Genomic DNA, 18,687 nt, shown 5'->3' on the forward strand with positions numbered 1-18,687 from the left:
TTTAACGATGCATTTACTTAACCGCAATTCGTTGGATTTGTCTATCGACGCGAATCAAAAAATTTCCTGAATGCGGCAAAACTACAGAAAAACCACTCCCGCCTACACGACCCGTGGCTAGCACCTGTCCCTGTATATCCAACACTGCATACGAGCTACCATTCCGTGCCCCTGACACCAGCACATTTCTGTCGGCAACAATCACCTGGAAGCGCGGAGCCTCCCATTTTTCCAATACGGCATCGTTGCATTCCTTGCCATCGCAATAGAGCACTAATTTTTTGCGGCTAGAAGAGGATTTTGCAGACCTACTCGAGCTAGACTTCGCTTTAACGCTGGAGCTCGATTTCGCCTTGGAGCTCGAACTAGACTTCGCCTCGCTTGAAGAAGACTTTATAGCACTGCTTGAACTTGATGACGCCTCACTCGAGGACGATTCCTCAAGATAGTTCTTGATTACTCCACAGAAATTAGGCAACGGCTCCAAGCCCACATTTTGCCCCCATATAGAACCGTTCTCCCCTTGATGCAAGGCGTATGCCACATCCCCATTTTCAAACTCTTCCAATTTGGCAGACCTTCCATAAGAAGCTTTAACACCGGCAACTTCCAGGTAATAGCAATTCGTTACTTTGATATCCGACTTTACCTCTCCCACCAAGGCATCATTGTCCAACTGCGTGCCGTAAGACACGACAAACCCCACATTGTAAGAATTCGCAATATTCACATTAGCGTCATACTTGATAGAACCGACCAAGCCGCCGGCATTGTTATGTTTGCCTTCAATTAAACCGGTGTTGTAACAATTTTCAATAACCGTATTGCTGTATGAATTAATCACGCCTACGATTCCACCCGGATAGCTAACCGCATTGACCGTAGATCTATTATAACAATTCGAGATTTCGATATCCGAATACGCCGTCCGAGCATTTCCATTGACAACACCGACCAAAGCCCCCACCTTATCAAAGTCACCCTTGACCTCAAAGTACGAAGCATCGATACCAATATTTTTGACGATAATAGTGTTTTTATTCGAACCAACAACACCGAGCGACCCGAAAAAGCCGTAACCGCGATACCCATCATAGGAATCCCGTACCGAATCGCACTTTACATAAAGCCCAAATACCGAATGCCCTCTTCCGTCAAACACGCCGTTGAACCCATTGATGGGAACCCAGTGCGCAAAGCCCGCAGAATCGGCGACATTGAGAGAACCATCCAACTTCAGTACATTCTTGTTCACCACGATGTCATCTTCCAAGTAAGCACAGGGAGAAGTATTCTTCGAAAAGCCGTCTGTACCGTTCACAATCGCAGCAAAACCATACAGGTCGGATTCATCCTTGATGACATAGCAACCATCTTCATCTTTTGACGGTTCCTTTTTCTCGAGCCATTTTGCATAAAGAACGACATCCCCAGATTCTTCAGGGCCTATTTCATACAGGCGATCCCCTTTAAAATTTTTGTCCTTGTACCACCCTCTAAAAATGGCCCCGCTGCGAGTCACATTTTTAGGCAACACGACCCCTACTCCCTCCACATAAGTCGGGACTTCCTCATCAAAGGGGACCGTTCCGCTGCCGGTCTGGTAAGAAATTTTATAAACCGGAGTGTACCTTGCCCAGAACTCCTGTTCACCGTTAGCCGTTGCCGGAATAAATTTCACCGAATTTCCCTTGAATTCGGCATTGTCATACCAACCAGAAAACACATAGCCTTCACGGGGGACAGATGGAAGGTCATATCTGTAACCGGGAACATATTTTTCCGGCAGGACCGAGGCATCCCCCTCGTAGGTATGCAGAATCAATTTTTCAAAGACCTGGGGCATATCCCCCGTTATTTTTTTCGAAAAATCGGGTGCCGGATCTTCACCAACATCCTGCCCCCAAATGGAGGCATCCAGCCCTTCGTAATAGTAATCGTGCAACAGGTAGGCAACCGTTCCATCGGTCATCATTTTTTCAGGAACCTCGATTCCGTGAATGTCACTAATTCCATCTTTCTGATAATAGACGTTGGCATAGGTGAAATTTTCTGCCTTGTCCTTGCCCGCATAAAGTCCTAAAATCGAGCCGACATTTTCGTATTCTTCTATTAACGGCGAAATGATTCCCGCATTATAAGCGTTCACCAGCAACACGGAACTTCCGCTCAAGGATCCCGCAATTCCACCCATAACGTTGGAACCAACGACCGATCCAATGTTAAAGACGTTCTTCAATTCCAAAGCACCGCTTACCTGGCCAACTATACCGCCAGCTATAGAATTGCCTTCATCTTTATTGAAGGCTGTCACAGTTCCCAAATTATAGACATTGGTTATCGACGCCGTAACTCCTGTCAGAATCCCTACAATACCACCCACGACATGCCTTGCCGTAACATCCCCACCGTTGAAGCTTTTTTCTATTTGAACATTTCCATAGGTCAGACCAACCATTCCACCCGCTATAACCGATTTTGCGTAAACATGAGCATAACTGCGCGTGTTATAAATAACGACAGGCTTATTTCCACGAGAGTCCACTTCACCGGCAATAGAACCTACATAGGAATTTCCTTTGAAATAAGAATCGTAGATTAGCAAATTTCTGACAAAAACATCCCTGTCATCTTCATAGGATTCAATTCTACCAAACAAACCGACGTCACTACTCGTAGAATCATTAAAATACAGACCGAATATCGTATATCCTTGACCTTCGAAGGTTCCTCGGAAATTCCTGATAGGCGTCCACGGAATAAAATCTGCAGTATCCGCTACATTAAGTTCTCCATCGCCGATCAAGACTTTATTATTCACAACAAAACTTTTTCCAAGCCTTGCGCAAGCAGTCGGATACGGCTCCTTATCTTCAGTACCGTTTACGATAGCCGCAAAGCCGTAAAGTTCTTCCTTGCTCGTAATAAAGTAGCATCCTTCCAACGTAACCGGAGTTTTGGGGGTAATCGTTCCTGCGGCTTCCGCAAGTACGGCAAGCAATGCCACAATCCCCCAAAACGTCTTTATTCTAGACATCTCTCTTAACCTCAAGTAAATCTTGTCGATAAGTATAGATAAAAAATGAGAAATCATCTTTGGAGCGACCAAGAATATTTTCTATATTCCCCGCCATGACTAAAAGACGCGTAGTAATCACTGGTATGGGAGCGGTGACTCCCGTTGGCAAGAACATTAACGATTTTTGGGCAGCTATTCGCGCAGGCAAGTGCGGTGTCGGCCCCATCACCCTTTTTGACGCAAGCAACTGCCCGGTAAAGATTGCTGCCGAAGTCAAGGATTTTAAGCCCGAAGAACACGACATTGACCCGAAGGAAGCCCGCCGCATGGCCCGCTTCACGCAGTTCCTGCTCGCCGCCTCCAAGGAAGCGGTTGCAGACGCAAGCCTTACGCCCGAAGACCTGGCTGCTGACACCACCGGCATTGTCGCAGGTACCGGCCTCGGCGGCCTTGACATTGTCGATTCTACCTATACGCAGTACATGAACGGTGGCAAGCGCAAGGTTTCGCCGCTGGCCATGCCCCAGCTGATTCCGAACGAAGCGGGCGCAAACGTTTCTATCGCCCTCGGCATCACGGGCCAGGCCCACACGGTCTGCACCGCCTGCGCCTCGGGCACCGACGCCATCGGTGTCGCCCTTGACGCGATCCGCTCGGGTCGTCTGGACATCTGCCTTGCCGGCGGTTCTGAAAGCGGCATTACCGATTACAGCATCAAGAGCTTCGCCGGCATGCACGCCCTTACAGACAAATTCAACGACTGTCCAGAAAAGGCTTCTCGCCCGTTCGACTTGAACCGCTCCGGATTCGTGATGGGTGAAGGCGGTGCCGTGATGATTCTCGAAGAATTGGAACACGCCAAGGCCCGCGGCGCCAAGATTTACGCCGAACTCGCCGGCTACGGCGCTTCTGCCGACGCTTACCACATCACCAGCCCGCGCCCGGGTGGAGAAACCTGCGCGAAGGCTCTTACCCGCGCCATCAAGGACGCAGGCATTGCCCCGACGGACATTGACTACTACAACGCTCACGGAACCTCGACGCACTTGAACGATGCGACCGAAACCGCTATGCTCAAGGTTGCCCTCGGCGAACACGCCTACAAGATCAAGGTGTCCAGCACCAAGAGCATGACGGGCCACTGCGTGGGTGCCGCCGGCGTGTGCGAAGCCATTGTCTCGACTCTTGCGATTCGCGATTCGTTCTACCCCGCCACCATCAACTACGAGACTCCGGATCCGGAATGCGACCTGGATTACGTCCCGAACAAGGGTGTCGAAGGGAACATCGATGTCGCCGCCTCCGCCTCTCTCGGCTTCGGCGGTCACAATGGTGTCGTGATTATCAAGAAGTACAAATAGAACTTAGTTGGAAGAACTTAGAGCTTAGAGAAATCTCTAAGCTTGTTCATCAAGCCATCGTTGTAAAATAATCGCAGCGGCCAACTGGTCAATGACCGCCTTATTCTTTTGCTTTTTCTTCTTGCTAAAGTAAGAAGTCTTTTCTTGCGCCTGCACGCTGGAATACGATTCATCCTGCGTGTACACAGGCATGCCCGGGAATCGCGTTTTCAAGTCCTCAATGAACTTTTCCACCACCACATTCTTGCCATCCTTGCGGCCATCAGGGTGATACGGCATTCCCACCACAAAGGCGTCTACCTTGTTGATTTTCACCAGTTCATCAAGGCGAACAAACAGGTTTGTGGTCTTCTGGTCAATGGTTTCACGCGAAAATGCCATCCGGAATTCGGAATCGGCAAATGCGACTCCGACGCGGTGCTCACCGTAATCAAGTGCAAGGTAGTTCATAGGCAGCAATATAGAAAAAAGGGGTGGAGTCTTTTCGGAGCCAATTTTACACTTCTTGTCGCTTTTCTGCGCTTCAATATCTAGGGCTTTTGTAGCATTTTTCTATCTTTGTGCCCACTATGAGCAATATGAAGAACGATTTATGGGTCGGCGTGGACGTTGGTTCCACCACCGTGAAGATCGCGGTTGTCGATCCAGAGACCAACAAGCTTTTGCACTATACTTACCAGCGCCACAATGCCATGCAGGCACAGAAGGTTTTCGAGGTGCTGCGTGAGGCCCACGGACTTTTCCCCGATAAGAATTTTAGAGTCGCCTTCTGCGGAAGTGGCGGTCAGCCCTTCGCCGAAGCTACCCACGCCTTCTTTGTGCAAGAAGTGGTGGCAAACGCACTCGCGGTGCGCGCCACCTACCCAGAATCTAGGGTAGCCATTGAACTCGGCGGTCAGGACGCCAAGGTCGTCTTCTTCGAAAAAGACAAGACTACCGGCAAGCTCATTGCCTCTGACATGCGTATGAACGGCGTGTGCGCCGGCGGTACCGGTGCATTCATTGACCAGGTGGCCGAACTTCTGCGCATCAAGACCGAAGCCTTCGAAGGCTTTGCCAAGCGTGGCCAGAAGGTCTACGAAATTTCGGGCCGTTGCGGCGTGTTCGCCAAGACCGACATCCAGCCGATGCTGAACAACGGTATCGCCAAGGAAGACATCGCCCTTTCCAGCTTCCATGCCATTGCCAAGCAGACCATCGGTGGCCTTGCCCAGGGTATGGAAATCAAGCCGCCCGTGATTTTCGAAGGTGGCCCGCTCACGTTTAACCCGACCCTCGTTCGCGCCTTCAAGGAACGCCTTGGAATTTCTGACGAACAGGCCATTGTGCCGGAACACTCCGAAGTGCTCGTGGCCATGGGTGCCGCCCTCTCCTTGGGCTCCATGTTTGCCGACCAGGAATGCTACTACCGCAAGGACGGTTCCCTGGACGCACTCATCCACTTTAACGAAACCCGCCAGGCCGAAAACAAGGCCAAAGCCGCTGCCGACTTGTTCTTCAAGAACGACGCTGAATACCAGATGTTCCTCGAAGAGCACAAGATGGCCGGAAACCACTACCCGCAGCCCGTTTCGGGCTCCACACTCAACGTGTACCTGGGTATCGACGCGGGCTCTACCACCACCAAGTTCGTGCTCATGGACGAAAACGAAAACGTGGTGGACGGATTCTACGCAAGCAACAACGGCGAACCGCTCGCCGTGCTCAAGAACGCCCTCAACGAACTTTCGGACCGCTACGAAGAATACGGCTGCAAGCTCAACATCTTAGGCGTAGGTACAACCGGCTACGGCGAACAGCTGTTTGCAAAGGCCGTGCATGCCGACTTCCACACGGTGGAAACGGTCGCTCACGCCAACGCCGCCCAGAAGATTTGCCCCGACGTAAGTTTCATCCTCGACATCGGCGGGCAGGACATGAAGGCCATCTCCGTGCAAGACGGCGTGGTCACGGGTATCATTCTGAACGAAGCCTGCTCCTCGGGTTGCGGATCCTTTATCGAAACCTATGCCCGCAGCCTCGGCATCCCGATGGAAAAGATTGCTGAACTCGCCTTCAACGCAAAGAGCCCCTCTCAGTTGGGGTCGCGTTGCACGGTGTTCATGAACAGCTCCATCATTACGGAACAGCGCGACGGCAAGCAGCCCGAAGACATTATCGCGGGTATCTGCCGCTCCATTATCAACAACGTGTTTACGAAGGTGATTCGTATCCGCAACCTCAACACCCTCGGCAAGAAGGTCGTGGTGCAGGGCGGTACGTTCAAGAACAACGCCGTTCTCCGCGCCTTCGAACAGTACACTGGCCTCAAGCCCATCCGTCCGGAACGTCCGGGTGAAATGGGCGCTATCGGTATTGCCCTCCTTACCAAGAAGTTCATGGAAGAAAAACGCAAGACCGAACCGGAACTCAAGACCAAGTTCATCGGCCTTGATGCCATGAAGACCTTCAGCTGGCACAACCAGCCGGGTCAGCTCTGCCAGTACTGCACCAACCATTGCTCCCGCACCATCGTAACCTTTAGCGATGGCCAGAGCTTCGTGACCGGCAACCGTTGCGAACGCGGCGAAGTTACCGCCGACCCGAACGATCCGAAGACCAAGGCACTCATCGCCGAAATCAACAAGAAGATGCAGTCCGTGCCCGACATGATCAAGCGCACGAACCAGCTCCTGGTCAAGGACTACGCTCCGGCAAAGCTCGTCGAAAATAACGGCAAGACCATCGGTATTCCGCGCGTGCTCGAATTCTGGGCATCGCTCCCGTTCTGGAAGGCCTTCTTTACGAGCCTCGGCTACACCGTCGTGATTAGCCGCCAGAGCGACTACAAGATGTTTGAAGCCGGCCTTCACAGCGTGCCCTCTGACACGGTGTGCTTCCCGGCAAAGCTTGTGCATGGCCACGTGCTCAGCCTCATTGAAAAGAAAGTCGACCGCATCTTCTTCCCGATGATGGTTGCAGTCCCCAGTGACCACACCAAGTTCACGGCAACGTCCGTTTGCCCGGTGGTGCAAGCCTACCCCAACGTTTGTAAGAACACCGACGAGCCCGAAAAGAATTACAATGTCCCGATGGACCAGCCGATTTTCCACTGGTTCAACGCCAAGCTCCGTCGCAGCCAGACTATTGACTGGTTCCACGAAAACTGGAAGCTCGACAAGAAGCTTTTGGACAAGGCTGTTACCGAAGGCGAAAAGGCACTCAACAACTACCGTACCACGCTTTTGGAAGAAGGCCAGAAGATCCTCGACGACGTACGCGCGAAGAACTCCTTTGCCGTGGTGATTGCAGGCCGCCCCTACCATGCGGACACGCTCATCAACCACAACATCGCAAGCCACTTTACCGCCATGGGCATTCCGGTGCTCACCACCGAATCGCTCCCCGGCGTGTACGACCAGGATGTGCCGAGCCACACCCGTATCGAAATCAAGAACACCTTCCACCTGCGCATGATTGGTGCCACCATGATTGCCGCGAAGGACCCCAACATCGAACTTGCTCAGATCGTAAGCTTCGGTTGCGGACACGACTCGATTTTGACCGACGAAATGATGCGCATGCTGCACCTTGATTCCAACAAGGAAATGCTCATGCTCAAGCTCGACGAAGGCGACGCCCGCGGCCCGGTTGGCATCCGCATCAAGAGCTTTATCGAAACGGTGAAGGCCCGTCGCGCAGCAAACCTGCCCGACAAGCCCGAAAGCCACGAACCGCTGTTCCACACGCCGTTCGTCGCCGAAGACAAGAAGCGCCGTCGCATTCTGACGCCGAACCTCTCCCCCGCCTTCTCTGTGCTCGCCAGCGAATACATGAAGCGCGAAGGATTCATCGCCGAATACCTGCCGGTCGCCGACAAGAAGGCTATCGAACTGGGCAAGAAGTACGTGCACAACGACATTTGCTTCCCCTGCCAGGTGAACATCGGCGAAGCGCTCCACTGGCTCGTCGACCACCCCGAAGTTCCGCAGAACCAAGTTTCCATGTGCCTTGCCAAGAACTGCGAAAACTGCCGCGCCGTGCAGTACGCTGTACTCGCCCGTAAGGCTTTGGACGAAGCGGGATTCAAGGATGTGACCATCATTACGACCGGTGTAGACTACAAGGGCATGCACCCGGGCTTCCAGCTGGGTCTCGACTTCCGTCTCCACATGCTGTGGGGCCTTGTCACCATGGACGCCATCGAAACCATGTACCGCGCCGTTCGCCCGTACGAAGTGAACGCCGGCGACACCCAAAAGGTTTACGACGAATGGATGCCGAAAGTGATTGGCGTTGCCGGCCACCTCTCCACCGTTCAGCTGGTGCGCCCCTCCAAGCTTATCGAAGTCTTTGAACAGTGCATCGAAGCATTCAACGGTATCGAAATCACCGAAGAACGCAAGAAGGGCATCCGCAAGCCGCGCGTTGCCGTGCTTGGCGAAATCTTGATGAACTACCACCCGAGTGCAAACGGATTTGTGGAAAACTACCTGATGAACAACGGCATGGAAGTCTACCTGCCGGGCATGACGGACTTCTTCCGCGTCGACGAAGTGGTGCGCGAAGAAAAGCTGAAACGCGGATTCTCGGCAAACCCGGTAATGGACAGACTCGAAGGCGGCGTGACCTCCAAAGTCTACACGCACGCTGTAGAAACCGCCCGCAAGTCCATGCACAAGTTCAAGCTGTACGAACACCACGCCGACTGCGTGGAACTCAAGGACTACGTCTCCGATATCATCGACCCCACCTACAACACGGGTGAAGGCTGGATGATTCCGGGCGAAATCCTGTACAACTCGAAGCACGGAATCAACAGCTACATCATTCTGCAGCCGTTCGCATGCCTTGCCAACCACATCTCTGGTCGTGGCCTTACCAAGGCCGTGAAGGAACGTTGCCCGCACATCCAGGTGCTGAGCCTCGACTACGACCCGGATACGAGTTTCGCGAACATCGAAAACCGCCTGCAGATGCTCATTATCAACGCACGTGAACTAGAAAAAGCAAATCAAGCCTAACCCCAATTAAGTAATACATGCTCAACGTCTCTAATGTCAGTCTTCAATACGGTAGCCGCGTCCTCTTCAAGGAAGTGAACCTTTCCTTCAAGCGCGGCAACTGCTACGGAGTCATCGGTGCCAACGGCGCCGGAAAATCTACGTTCCTGAAAATCCTTTCGGGCGAACTCGAACCCAACACCGGTGAAGTCACCAAGGACCCGGGCGAACGTATCGCCGTCCTGAAGCAGGACCACTTTGCCTACGAACAGAATACGGTTCTTGAAACCGTGATGATGGGCTACCCCGAACTCTACGAACTCGGCAAGAAGCGCGACGAACTCTACGCGCTCCCCGAAATGACCGAAGAACAGGGCATGCAGGCCATGGAAATCGAAACCCGTTTCGGCGAAATCGGCGGCTACGAAGCTGATTCCAACGCCGCGGTGCTTTTGAAGGGCCTCGGCATTCCCGAAGAATTCCACTACAGCCTCATGGCAGACTTGGACGGCGGCCAGAAAATCCGCGTGCTCCTAGCCCAGGCTCTGTTCGGCAACCCGGACATTCTTCTGCTTGACGAACCGACGAACCACTTGGATCTGGAAACCGTCGGCTGGCTTGAAGACTACCTCGAACGCTTTGAAAACATCGTGATCGTGGTGAGCCATGACCGTCACTTCCTCAATGCGGTCTGCACCCACACTTGCGATATCGACTACGGCAAGATCAACATCTATGGCGGTAACTACGAATTCTGGTATGCAGCTAGCCAGCTCGCCCAGAAGCAGCGCAAGGACCAGAACCGCCGCGCCGAAGAAAAGATCGAAGAATTGAAGGCGTTCATCCGCCGCTTCGCCTCTAACGCAGCCAAGGCCAAGCAGGCCACCAGCCGTAAGAAGCTCCTCGACAAGATGACCGTTGAAGAAATGCCGGCTTCCAGCCGTAAATTCCCGTGGGTCAACTTCAAGATGGACCGCGAACCGGGCAAAATCGTGCTCGAAGTCAAGAACGCCACCATCGATGGCGGCGACGGCATTATCTGCAAGAACCTGAACTTCAGCCTCAATAGCGGCGATAAGGTCGCTCTCGTTGGCGAATACGACACGCTTAAGACGGCTTTCTTCCAGCTCATCGCCGAAGAAACCAAGGCCGACGAAGGCGTACTCAAGTGGGGCAACACCATTAGCTACAGCTACTTCCCGAAGAACAACGACGCCTACTTCGGCACGGACCTCTCCCTCGTGGATTGGCTGCGCCAGTATAGCAAGGAACAGGATGAAACCTTCATCCGCGGATTCCTCGGCCGTATGCTCTTTACCGGCGAAGAAGCCCTCAAGAGCGCCAACGTGCTTAGCGGTGGCGAAAAGGTGCGCTGCATGCTCTCCAAGATGATGCTTGCAAACGCCAACTGCCTGCTCCTCGATGAACCGACCGCCCACCTCGACTTGGAAGCCATCACGGCCCTCAACAACGGCCTCACCGCATTCCAGGGCCCGATTATCTTCTGCTCTCAGGACCACGAATTCGTGCAGACGATTGCAAACCGCGTACTCGAACTGACTCCGAACGGCGTCATCGACCGCAGCATCACCTTCGACGAATGGCTTGAAACCAAGAAGAAAAAGAAATAGTTGGTAGAGCTTAGAACTTAGACAACAAAACGTCCCGCTCGGTTAAACCCAGCGGGACTTTTTTCAGACAACCAATTATCTATTTCCACTATCGCGTCACGATCACACGGTTTGCAAACAGGACCTTTTTACCGTTATCGACGCGCACGAAGTAGCTACCCTTCGCCTTCACCAGATCCTTGACCGGAATTGTCGTAGAACTGCTGTAATAGCGGCTATAAAGCTTCTTGCCGCGCATGTCGAACACGCTCACGCGGGCAGCGCTTGCATTCAGGCGGAGTTCCAGATTCCCGTGGCTATAGCCGACAGAAGCGTCTGCCACCGTTTTTGCAGCCGGAGCAACCTTTGTCGTGCCGTCGGAATTGGACGTACCCATTTCCCAATTGCTCGGCACACGGGCAGCAATACCACGACCCGCCGTACTCATGTACACCACGCCGTAGGTATTCATGTCGCCCATGACGAACTCGCCATTTGCAAGGCCGCCGTATTCGTGTCCGTCGTCATTCACGCGAGTCCAGGTTTTACCCTTGTCATCGGAGCCGAATACGCCCGTCACTTTACCGACTGTTGCGAAAACGTAAATCGCCGGATAGCCGCCCTTTTCCTTGGGTGCGCCATAACCCACCGCTTCGCAGTAACCGACACCTTCAACCGCAGCCCAAGTGGCACCGCCATCGGTTGAATGCAACAGCTTTCCACTAGCGGGCGTACCATTCGACGGATCCTGAATAGCGACAGGCAGCCACAAGTCGCCCTCGTAGCCCGGAATGGCACGGAATTTCTTGAACGCGCTTTCGCCAGGTGTACCCACCGCCTTGAAGCTTGCGCCCGCATCGGAACTCTTATAGAACTTGCCGTCCGCCTTGGTATAGGCGTAGAACACGTCGTCGTTTTCAGGGTCGCCCACCACAAAAGCAGAGTTGTCGATACCCGTTACCTTTTCCCAAGTCGTGCCGTTGTAATTGCGATAGACATCGGTCGTTCCTTCCATCGGAACCCAGATGGTGTAAGTACCTTTTGCCGAAAGAGCTACCGTGCCCTTAGCGGCCTTTTCGTCAGGTCCTGTATAAGTTTCCACCGTCCAAGTCTTACCCGAGTCAAGCGAATACTGCACCGGGGCAATGGGAATTGCATTGTACAGGCCTTCATAGGCACGCTTGTCAGCCACCTTTGCAAGCTTACCGCTCTTGGGAGCGTAAGCGAGGCCCTGCGTCGTACCCAACGATACATAATCGCCGCCAACATTCGTCTTGTGCCTGAATGCCGGATATTTTGCGATGTCATCGTGACGGAATCCGTCGTAGTCACCGATAATCGAAACCATCGGGCCGCCCGGAATGCTCACCACTTCAAAGGGCACCGTTTCTTCAACACCATGCGCCGAAAAATGCCACACCTGATTCATAGTGAGTTGCGGTTCTTCCCAAGAATTCTCCGCTTCCTTGTACACATAATCGCTCAGGTTGTCGCAGCGGAAAATGCCGTTACCCGAAGTCACAAAGACGCGGTTGTTGTCGAACGGATCCATGGCAACGCTACCGGACCAGTGAATAGAACCGTTATGCATCCAGCCAATTCCGTTGGCATCCATTTGCTTGGTCGTCGGATACACACCGCCTTCCATCCAGTAATACTTGAAGCTTGCAATCCAGGTTTTGCCGCCATCGGTCGTGTGGTAAATGTTAGTACCCCACTGGTCGCTCCATTTGCCGCTGGTATCGCTCGTGGCCGTGTACCAGAACTGCGGGCCTCGATAGCCTTCGGTGGTCACCACCATTTCGTTTGCATTTTTCGGATTGATGGCTATGCCACCATAAGGGGCAATGTAGGGGTAATATTCTTCGCAAGTCTTGCCGGTGCCGCCAGCGGCTTCGCAGTCGACCATGCCTTTCACGTCTACCTTGTCATACTTGGCATCGCCGCCCTCGTCCAAGAAGTTTTCAGGAGAAACGTCGGACCAAGTCGCCGACGCCACATCAAGCTGCAGCACCGCACCGCGACCAAAGCCGTCGTAAATCATGCCCCAGCCTTCGTCCCACATCATGGAATGCGGGCCTGCGCCGTCGGCAAAGGTCACCGTCATCGTTTTTCCGTCGCCCGAAATCACCGCACGCTGCGGCATCAGGCGCACCATGCTTCCGCCGGCCGTGCTGCGCAATGAATCCGGAATCGGGAGCGCCTGCCAGCTTGCACCGCCGTCGGTTGAGGTGAAGACGTTTTCGAACGTGCCCTTGGCCGTCGTCCCTTCGCGCAAGAATCCGGCGTAAAGCACCTTGGAACTGCCCGGAGCGTACTGCACAAAGCTGAACCCCGAACCATTCCAAGTCGTATCGCTCCCGGCAGCCTTGGTCCAGGCATCCACATGGCTCCAGCTAGAACCGTTGTCCGTTGATTTCCACAGGCCCTTATTCTTGGAGCCGTAGAACATAATCTTGGAATCGTTCGGGTCGACCGCCAAGGCCTCGCCATTACCGCGGCCCATACCGTTGCCGTGTGCACCAAAGCGCGCCACCTTGGTGCCCTTGGTCCCGTCTTCGTCCCAGGTGTAAATCACTTCCCAGGATTCGCCCTTGTCCTTACTACGCAAGAATGCGGTGCGGCCGCTATTCCAGTAACTGGTTCCCGCCACCATATAAACGACGCCCGATTCCTGCGGGTCAACGGCAATGGCCTCGATTCCCAAAAGGCCGCGCTCGGAAACATCGACCCAGTCCATCATCGATTCCCAGCGGGCAGTCGATTCGTTCCAGCGGTACGCGCCGCCCACATCGGTGCGGGCGTAGAAAAGTCCCTTGTCGACCGGAGAAGCTATCACGGCGGAGACGAATCCGCCCCCGCCCATGCTCACGTTGCTCCAATTGAATTCCGCCGTAGCCGCCTGCGAAAATGCTGCAGCGGCCATTATTGTCAAAACAGTTTGTTTTGCGCCAAATTTTTTCATAATCATCCCAAAACACTATTGGGCACCACGCCCAAATAACCAAGCTATAAAATACCTTCAGCAGCCCCGAAACACGCAAATTTTTCGCACACACCCCAAATATCCGTTTTGAACTTTTCAACACCCCGATTTTGAAACAAAAAATCCCGCTCAACGAGCGGGATTCTTGAAATTCAGATTTTCAAATTTGAAGGAAGCGAGCAGAGCGAGGCCGCAGGACCGAAGCTATGCGCCGCTTACCTCAAAATCTTACTTTCTCTTGCGGCGCTTCTTGGCCTTACCCTTAGCCGGGGAATCTTCCTTCGGTTCTTCAGCCTTCGGTTCTTCCTTCGGTTCGGCCTTCTTCTTGGTGTCACCACCGCGGAGGTCCTTCATCTTGAAGGAAACGTTCACTTCGGCAGTCGTCACCTTGGAGGCGAGGCCGGCCGGGTCACGTACCTTGAAGCTGAATTCGTCGAGGCCAGAGAAGCCCTTGTTCGGCATGTAGGTGAAGGAACCGTCACGTTCGTTCAGGTTGATCTTACCGTTGCGCGGCTTCTGGACGAGCTGCACAGACACCGGCTTTTCGCCATCGGCGTCCGTCACGCCAGACATCAGACCTTCGGAGGCGCTCACCTTGAGTTCTTCGCCTTCCTGAGTCATGTAAGTCTGCGGGTTAGCTTCCGGAGCATCGTTCACGGCGATCACAGTGAAGAGAGCGGACTTAGAAGCCTTGGCGCCATCCGGGTCGGTCACCGTGAAGGTGATCTTTTCCGGCTTGCCGTTCCAGTTCGGGTGCGGCTGGGCAACTGTTGCAGTCTTCTTGTTCTTGTCGTACTTCACGGTCAGGAACTTGTTGCCGGTGAAGGTCCACTTGAGTTCGTCGAAGCGGTTGTCCTTATCGCGGGCAAACTGGTCGAGCTTGATCACGGCAATCACACCGTTGTTGTCATCTTCCTTGATCGTGTGGTCAGGAATGTCACGCATAATCGGGGCTGCATTCACATGCTTCACCACGAACTTGACCATGGCCTTGTCGGAACCACCGGCCGGGTCCTTTGCGGTGAAGATGAGCGTTTCGTCACCGAACCAGTCAGCCTTCTTCGGCTTCACGATAGCTTCACGGTTGCTATTGATCTGCACGGCGAGGTTCTTGGCGCCAGTCACGCCCCAACGGATTTCGCTAACCTTGTGGTCCGGGTCAGTGACATAGTTGTCGAGCTTGATCGGCTTGAAGGTCGTGCCCTGCAGGGTTTCCTGGCCAGGAATTTCCTTCACGATCGGCGGGTCGTTCACGGGCTTCACCGTGTACTTCACCTGGATAGAGGCGCTTTCGCCAGCCGGGTCAAACACGTTCACAGTCACGACTTCCATACCGTTCCAGTACGGGTTCGGGGTTTCAGCATGGAGAACACCCTTTTCGTCGATAGAGAAGTTCATTTCATGCTTCACGGCCGGGCCGTTCTTGCCGGCCTTCTTACCCTTAAGGGCCGGAACTTCGTTGTCAAGAGTCCACACAAGTTCATCGAGCTTGTTATCCGGATCGCTAACGACCTTGCTGAAGTCGAACGGAGCGAAGGTTTTCTTTTCTTCGATCACGAACGGCTGAACCGGCTTGAGGGTCGGCGGATCGTTCACGGCAACCACTTCGAAGGTAGCCTGCGTAGAAGCAGAGGCACCGGCGATATCCTTCACCGTGAAGGTGAGGGTTTCCTTACCGAACCAGTTCGGGTTCGGAGTCAGGATCTGGGCGCGGCTACCCTTGATATCAACCTTCAATTCCTTATTGCCAGTAACAGTCCAACGGAGTTCGTTCGGCTTGTTATCCGGGTCTTCGGCAACCTTGGAGAGGTCTACAATTTCGAAACGTTCCTTTTCCTTGATTCTCTGGCCAGCGATATGCTTCACGACCGGAGGATCGTTCACAGGTACGACTTCGTAGGTAATCTGCTGAGAAGCACGAGAGCCTTCCGGGTCATACACGTCGATCTTGATCTTTTCGGTACCGCTCCAGAACTTGTCCGGAGTCGTAACGACGAGTTCCTTCTTGGCGTTCACAAAGGCCTTGAGAGAACGGGCCGGAGCAACTTCAATCTTCAAAGCGGAGAGCGGATGATCCGGGTCAGAGATAAACTGAGCGAGATCGAGCGGCTTGAAGTGTTCCTTTTCCTGGATGCTCTGGATAGGAATCGGCTTGATTTCCGGAGCGTCGTTCACAGATTCAACCTTGAAGTTCACAGTCTTGGAATCAGAAGCGCCTTCCGGGTCCTTCACGGTGAAGGTCACGTTGCGTTCGCCATTCCAGTACTTGTTGTCAATCTTCACGCGAGCAATGTTGCGGCTATCGATTTCGATCTGGAATTCGTCAGCCGGAACCGGTGCCGGTTCTTCAGCCTTTTCTTCCTTGCCCTTCTTGCCCTTCTTGGCAGGCTTCTTAGCCGGCTTCGGAGCAGGAGCGGCACCCACCTTGGCAACCTTGACGGACCAAGTGAGTTCAGAGAGCTTGTGGTCAGGATCGTTCACGAACTTGTTCAGGTCGATTTCCTTGAACGTACCCTTTTCCTTGATTCTCTGGTCCGGAATGTTCTTGAGCACCGGAGCGTCGTTCACGGAGGTGATTTCGAAGGTCACCGTCTGAGAAGATTCAGCACCATCCGGGTCCTTCACGATGAGAACCATGGTTTCCGGAGCGCACCAGAAATTCTTATCCGGAGCGGAAACGGTGAGCACGCGGCTCGGAGAAATTTCAGCCTTGAGCTGGCGGTTGCCAGAAACGGTCCACTTGAGTTCGTTCGGCTTGTTATCCGGGTCCTTCACGTATTCATCAAGCTTGATCTGCTTGAAGAGTTCCTTTTCCTTGATCTTCTGGTCAGGAATCTTCTTGGAGATAACAGGAGGATCGTTCACGCGAGACACTTCGAAGAGCATCTTGTGGTTAGCAGATGCACCTTCCGGGTCAGTCACGGTGAAGGTCACCGTTTCCTTGCCGTTCCACTGAGCATCAGGCACAGCCACCTTCACGGTGTTGTCCTTGAGCATGTTCACCTTCAGGAACTTGTTGCCAGAAACAGTCCACTTGAGCTGAGAAGCCTTGTGGTCCGGGTCAGAGGCAAGGTTCGTGAGGTCAATCGTTCTGAACACGCCATTTTCGCGGATGGATTCACCACGCGGAGCGCTAGAAGAGATAACCGGCGGGTCGTTGATGGAACGAACTTCATAATGGGCGGTCTTGGAAGCCTTTGCACCTTCCGGGTCAGTGACCGTGAAGGTAATGTCGGCTGCACCGTTCCAGTACTTGTCCGGAATAGCAATCGTTGCAACATGGTTGTGGTCCACCTTGACACTCAGACCAGGCTTGGAGCTTGCCGGTTCAGCAGCAGCGGCACCCTTCTTGCCCTTGGCAGCCGGAGCGGCAGCAGACTTGGCCTTCACGTCGAAGGTCCACTTGAGTTCGGAATTCTTGTGGTCCGGGTCCTTCACGAGATCGTCAAGCTTGATCTGCTGGAACTGTCTCTTTTCGTCGATGGACTGGTCCTTAAGTTCGCGAACGAACTGCGGAGCATCGTTCACAGATTCAACCGTAAAGGTCACGGAACGGCTATCAGAAGCGCCTTCCGGGTCAGTTACAGTGAACTTGACCGTTTCAGAACCGTGCCAGTACTGGTTCGGCGGAGTGATAGAAACATTGTGGCTTGCGTCCATGGCAACCTTGAGTTCCTTGGCGCCTTCGATCTTCCACTTGAGCTTAGCCTTCGGGTGGTCAAGGTCTTCGACGTAGTTGTCGAGGGCGATAGACTTGAAGCTACCCTTTTCCTTGATGGTCTGGTTAGCAATATCCTTCATGACCGGCGGGTCGTTGATGGACATCACGGAGAATGCAGCCGTGGCCTTGGCAGAAGCGCCTTCCGGGTCGGTCACTGTGAAGGTCAAAGTTTCCTTGCCGTTCCACATCGGGCTCGGAGCCTTGACAGCAACATTGCCTTCGCCGTCGATATTAACCTTGAGGTCCTTGTTGCCGGAAACGTCGATCTTGAGGCGGCCATACGGATGGTCCGGATCCTTGATGAGCTGCTTCAGGTTGAAGGACTTGAACTGTTCCTTTTCCTTAATGTTCTGGTCATCGATCTTGCCGATGGTCGGAGCATCGTTCACAGACTGCACGGTGAAGGTAGCAGTGCAATGAGCCTTGCCGCCATCCGGGTCTTCGACCTTGAAGGTAATTTCTTCAGAACCGTTCCAGTACTTGTCCGGAATCACGATCTTGGCCATACGCTGGCCGTCGACAGAAACCTTCAGTTTCGGAGTGTAACCCTTCGGGGCACCCTTAGCCGGCTTCACGTCGAAGCTCCAGGAGAGCTGATCAAGCTTGTGATCGGCATCCTTAACGATGTCGTTCAGGTTAATGATTGCAAATTCACGCTTTTCCGGAATGCTCTGGTCCTTGATGGGCTTCACGAATTCCGGAATATCGTTCACGGATTCAACCTTGAAGGTCACCGTACGCTTGTCGGATGCACCTTCCGGGTCAGTCACCGTGAAGGTGATCTTTTCAGTACCGTTCCAATACTTGTTCGGAGTCGTAATGGTAGCAACATGCTTCGGGTCGATAACGACCTTCAGGTCCTTGTTACCAGAAACAGTCCACTTGAGCTTGGAATTGTCATGGTCTTCGTCGCTCACGAACTTGTCAAGTTCGATCGGCTTGAATTCGCTCTTTTCCTTGATGGTCTGGTTAGCAATATCCTTCATGACCGGCGGGTCGTTGATGGAC

Annotated in this window: 7 protein-coding genes; 3 read left to right on the forward strand and 4 right to left on the reverse strand. The window is 53.4% G+C overall.

Annotated features, from left to right (window positions below; translation table 11 throughout):
• Positions 1-13: 13 nt before the first annotated feature.
• Entirely contained in the window at positions 14-3,037 is a 3,024-nt protein-coding gene (locus B7989_RS10450; RefSeq protein ID WP_158212897.1) for an InlB B-repeat-containing protein, read from the reverse strand.
• A gap of 95 nt (positions 3,038-3,132) precedes the next feature.
• Between B7989_RS10450 and fabF the strand changes: the two genes are divergently transcribed.
• Positions 3,133-4,380, forward strand: a complete 1,248-nt coding sequence (gene fabF, locus B7989_RS10455) for a beta-ketoacyl-ACP synthase II (RefSeq protein WP_088628432.1) — start codon at positions 3,133-3,135, stop codon at positions 4,378-4,380.
• A gap of 36 nt (positions 4,381-4,416) precedes the next feature.
• On the opposite strand, the gene ruvX is transcribed toward fabF, so the two are convergent.
• Entirely contained in the window at positions 4,417-4,830 is a 414-nt protein-coding gene (gene ruvX, locus B7989_RS10460; protein WP_072978821.1) for a Holliday junction resolvase RuvX, read from the reverse strand.
• Between the two features lie 119 nt (positions 4,831-4,949).
• Here ruvX and B7989_RS10465 point away from each other — a divergent pair, with 119 nt between their 5' ends.
• Positions 4,950-9,383, forward strand: coding sequence for an acyl-CoA dehydratase activase (locus B7989_RS10465; protein ID WP_088628433.1), 4,434 nt, complete (start codon positions 4,950-4,952; stop codon positions 9,381-9,383).
• 17 nt (positions 9,384-9,400) lie between these two features.
• Complete coding sequence (locus B7989_RS10470) at positions 9,401-10,993, forward strand: ABC-F family ATP-binding cassette domain-containing protein (RefSeq protein ID WP_088628434.1); 1,593 nt, start codon at positions 9,401-9,403, stop codon at positions 10,991-10,993.
• An 88-nt stretch (positions 10,994-11,081) separates the two neighbouring features.
• Here B7989_RS10470 and B7989_RS10475 read toward each other — a convergent pair whose 3' ends face one another.
• Positions 11,082-13,898: a T9SS type A sorting domain-containing protein gene (locus tag B7989_RS10475; protein ID WP_158212898.1), complete on the reverse strand. Its 2,817-nt coding sequence runs from the start codon at positions 13,896-13,898 to the stop codon at positions 11,082-11,084.
• Between the two features lie 288 nt (positions 13,899-14,186).
• A complete protein-coding gene (locus tag B7989_RS10480) occupies positions 14,187-18,683 on the reverse strand; it encodes a tandem-95 repeat protein (RefSeq protein ID WP_255406431.1) in 4,497 nt (1,498 codons plus the stop codon).
• Positions 18,684-18,687: the final 4 nt, after the last annotated feature.

The organism is Fibrobacter sp. UWB5 (assembly GCF_002210295.1).
Taxonomy (GTDB): Bacteria; Fibrobacterota; Fibrobacteria; order Fibrobacterales; family Fibrobacteraceae; genus Fibrobacter.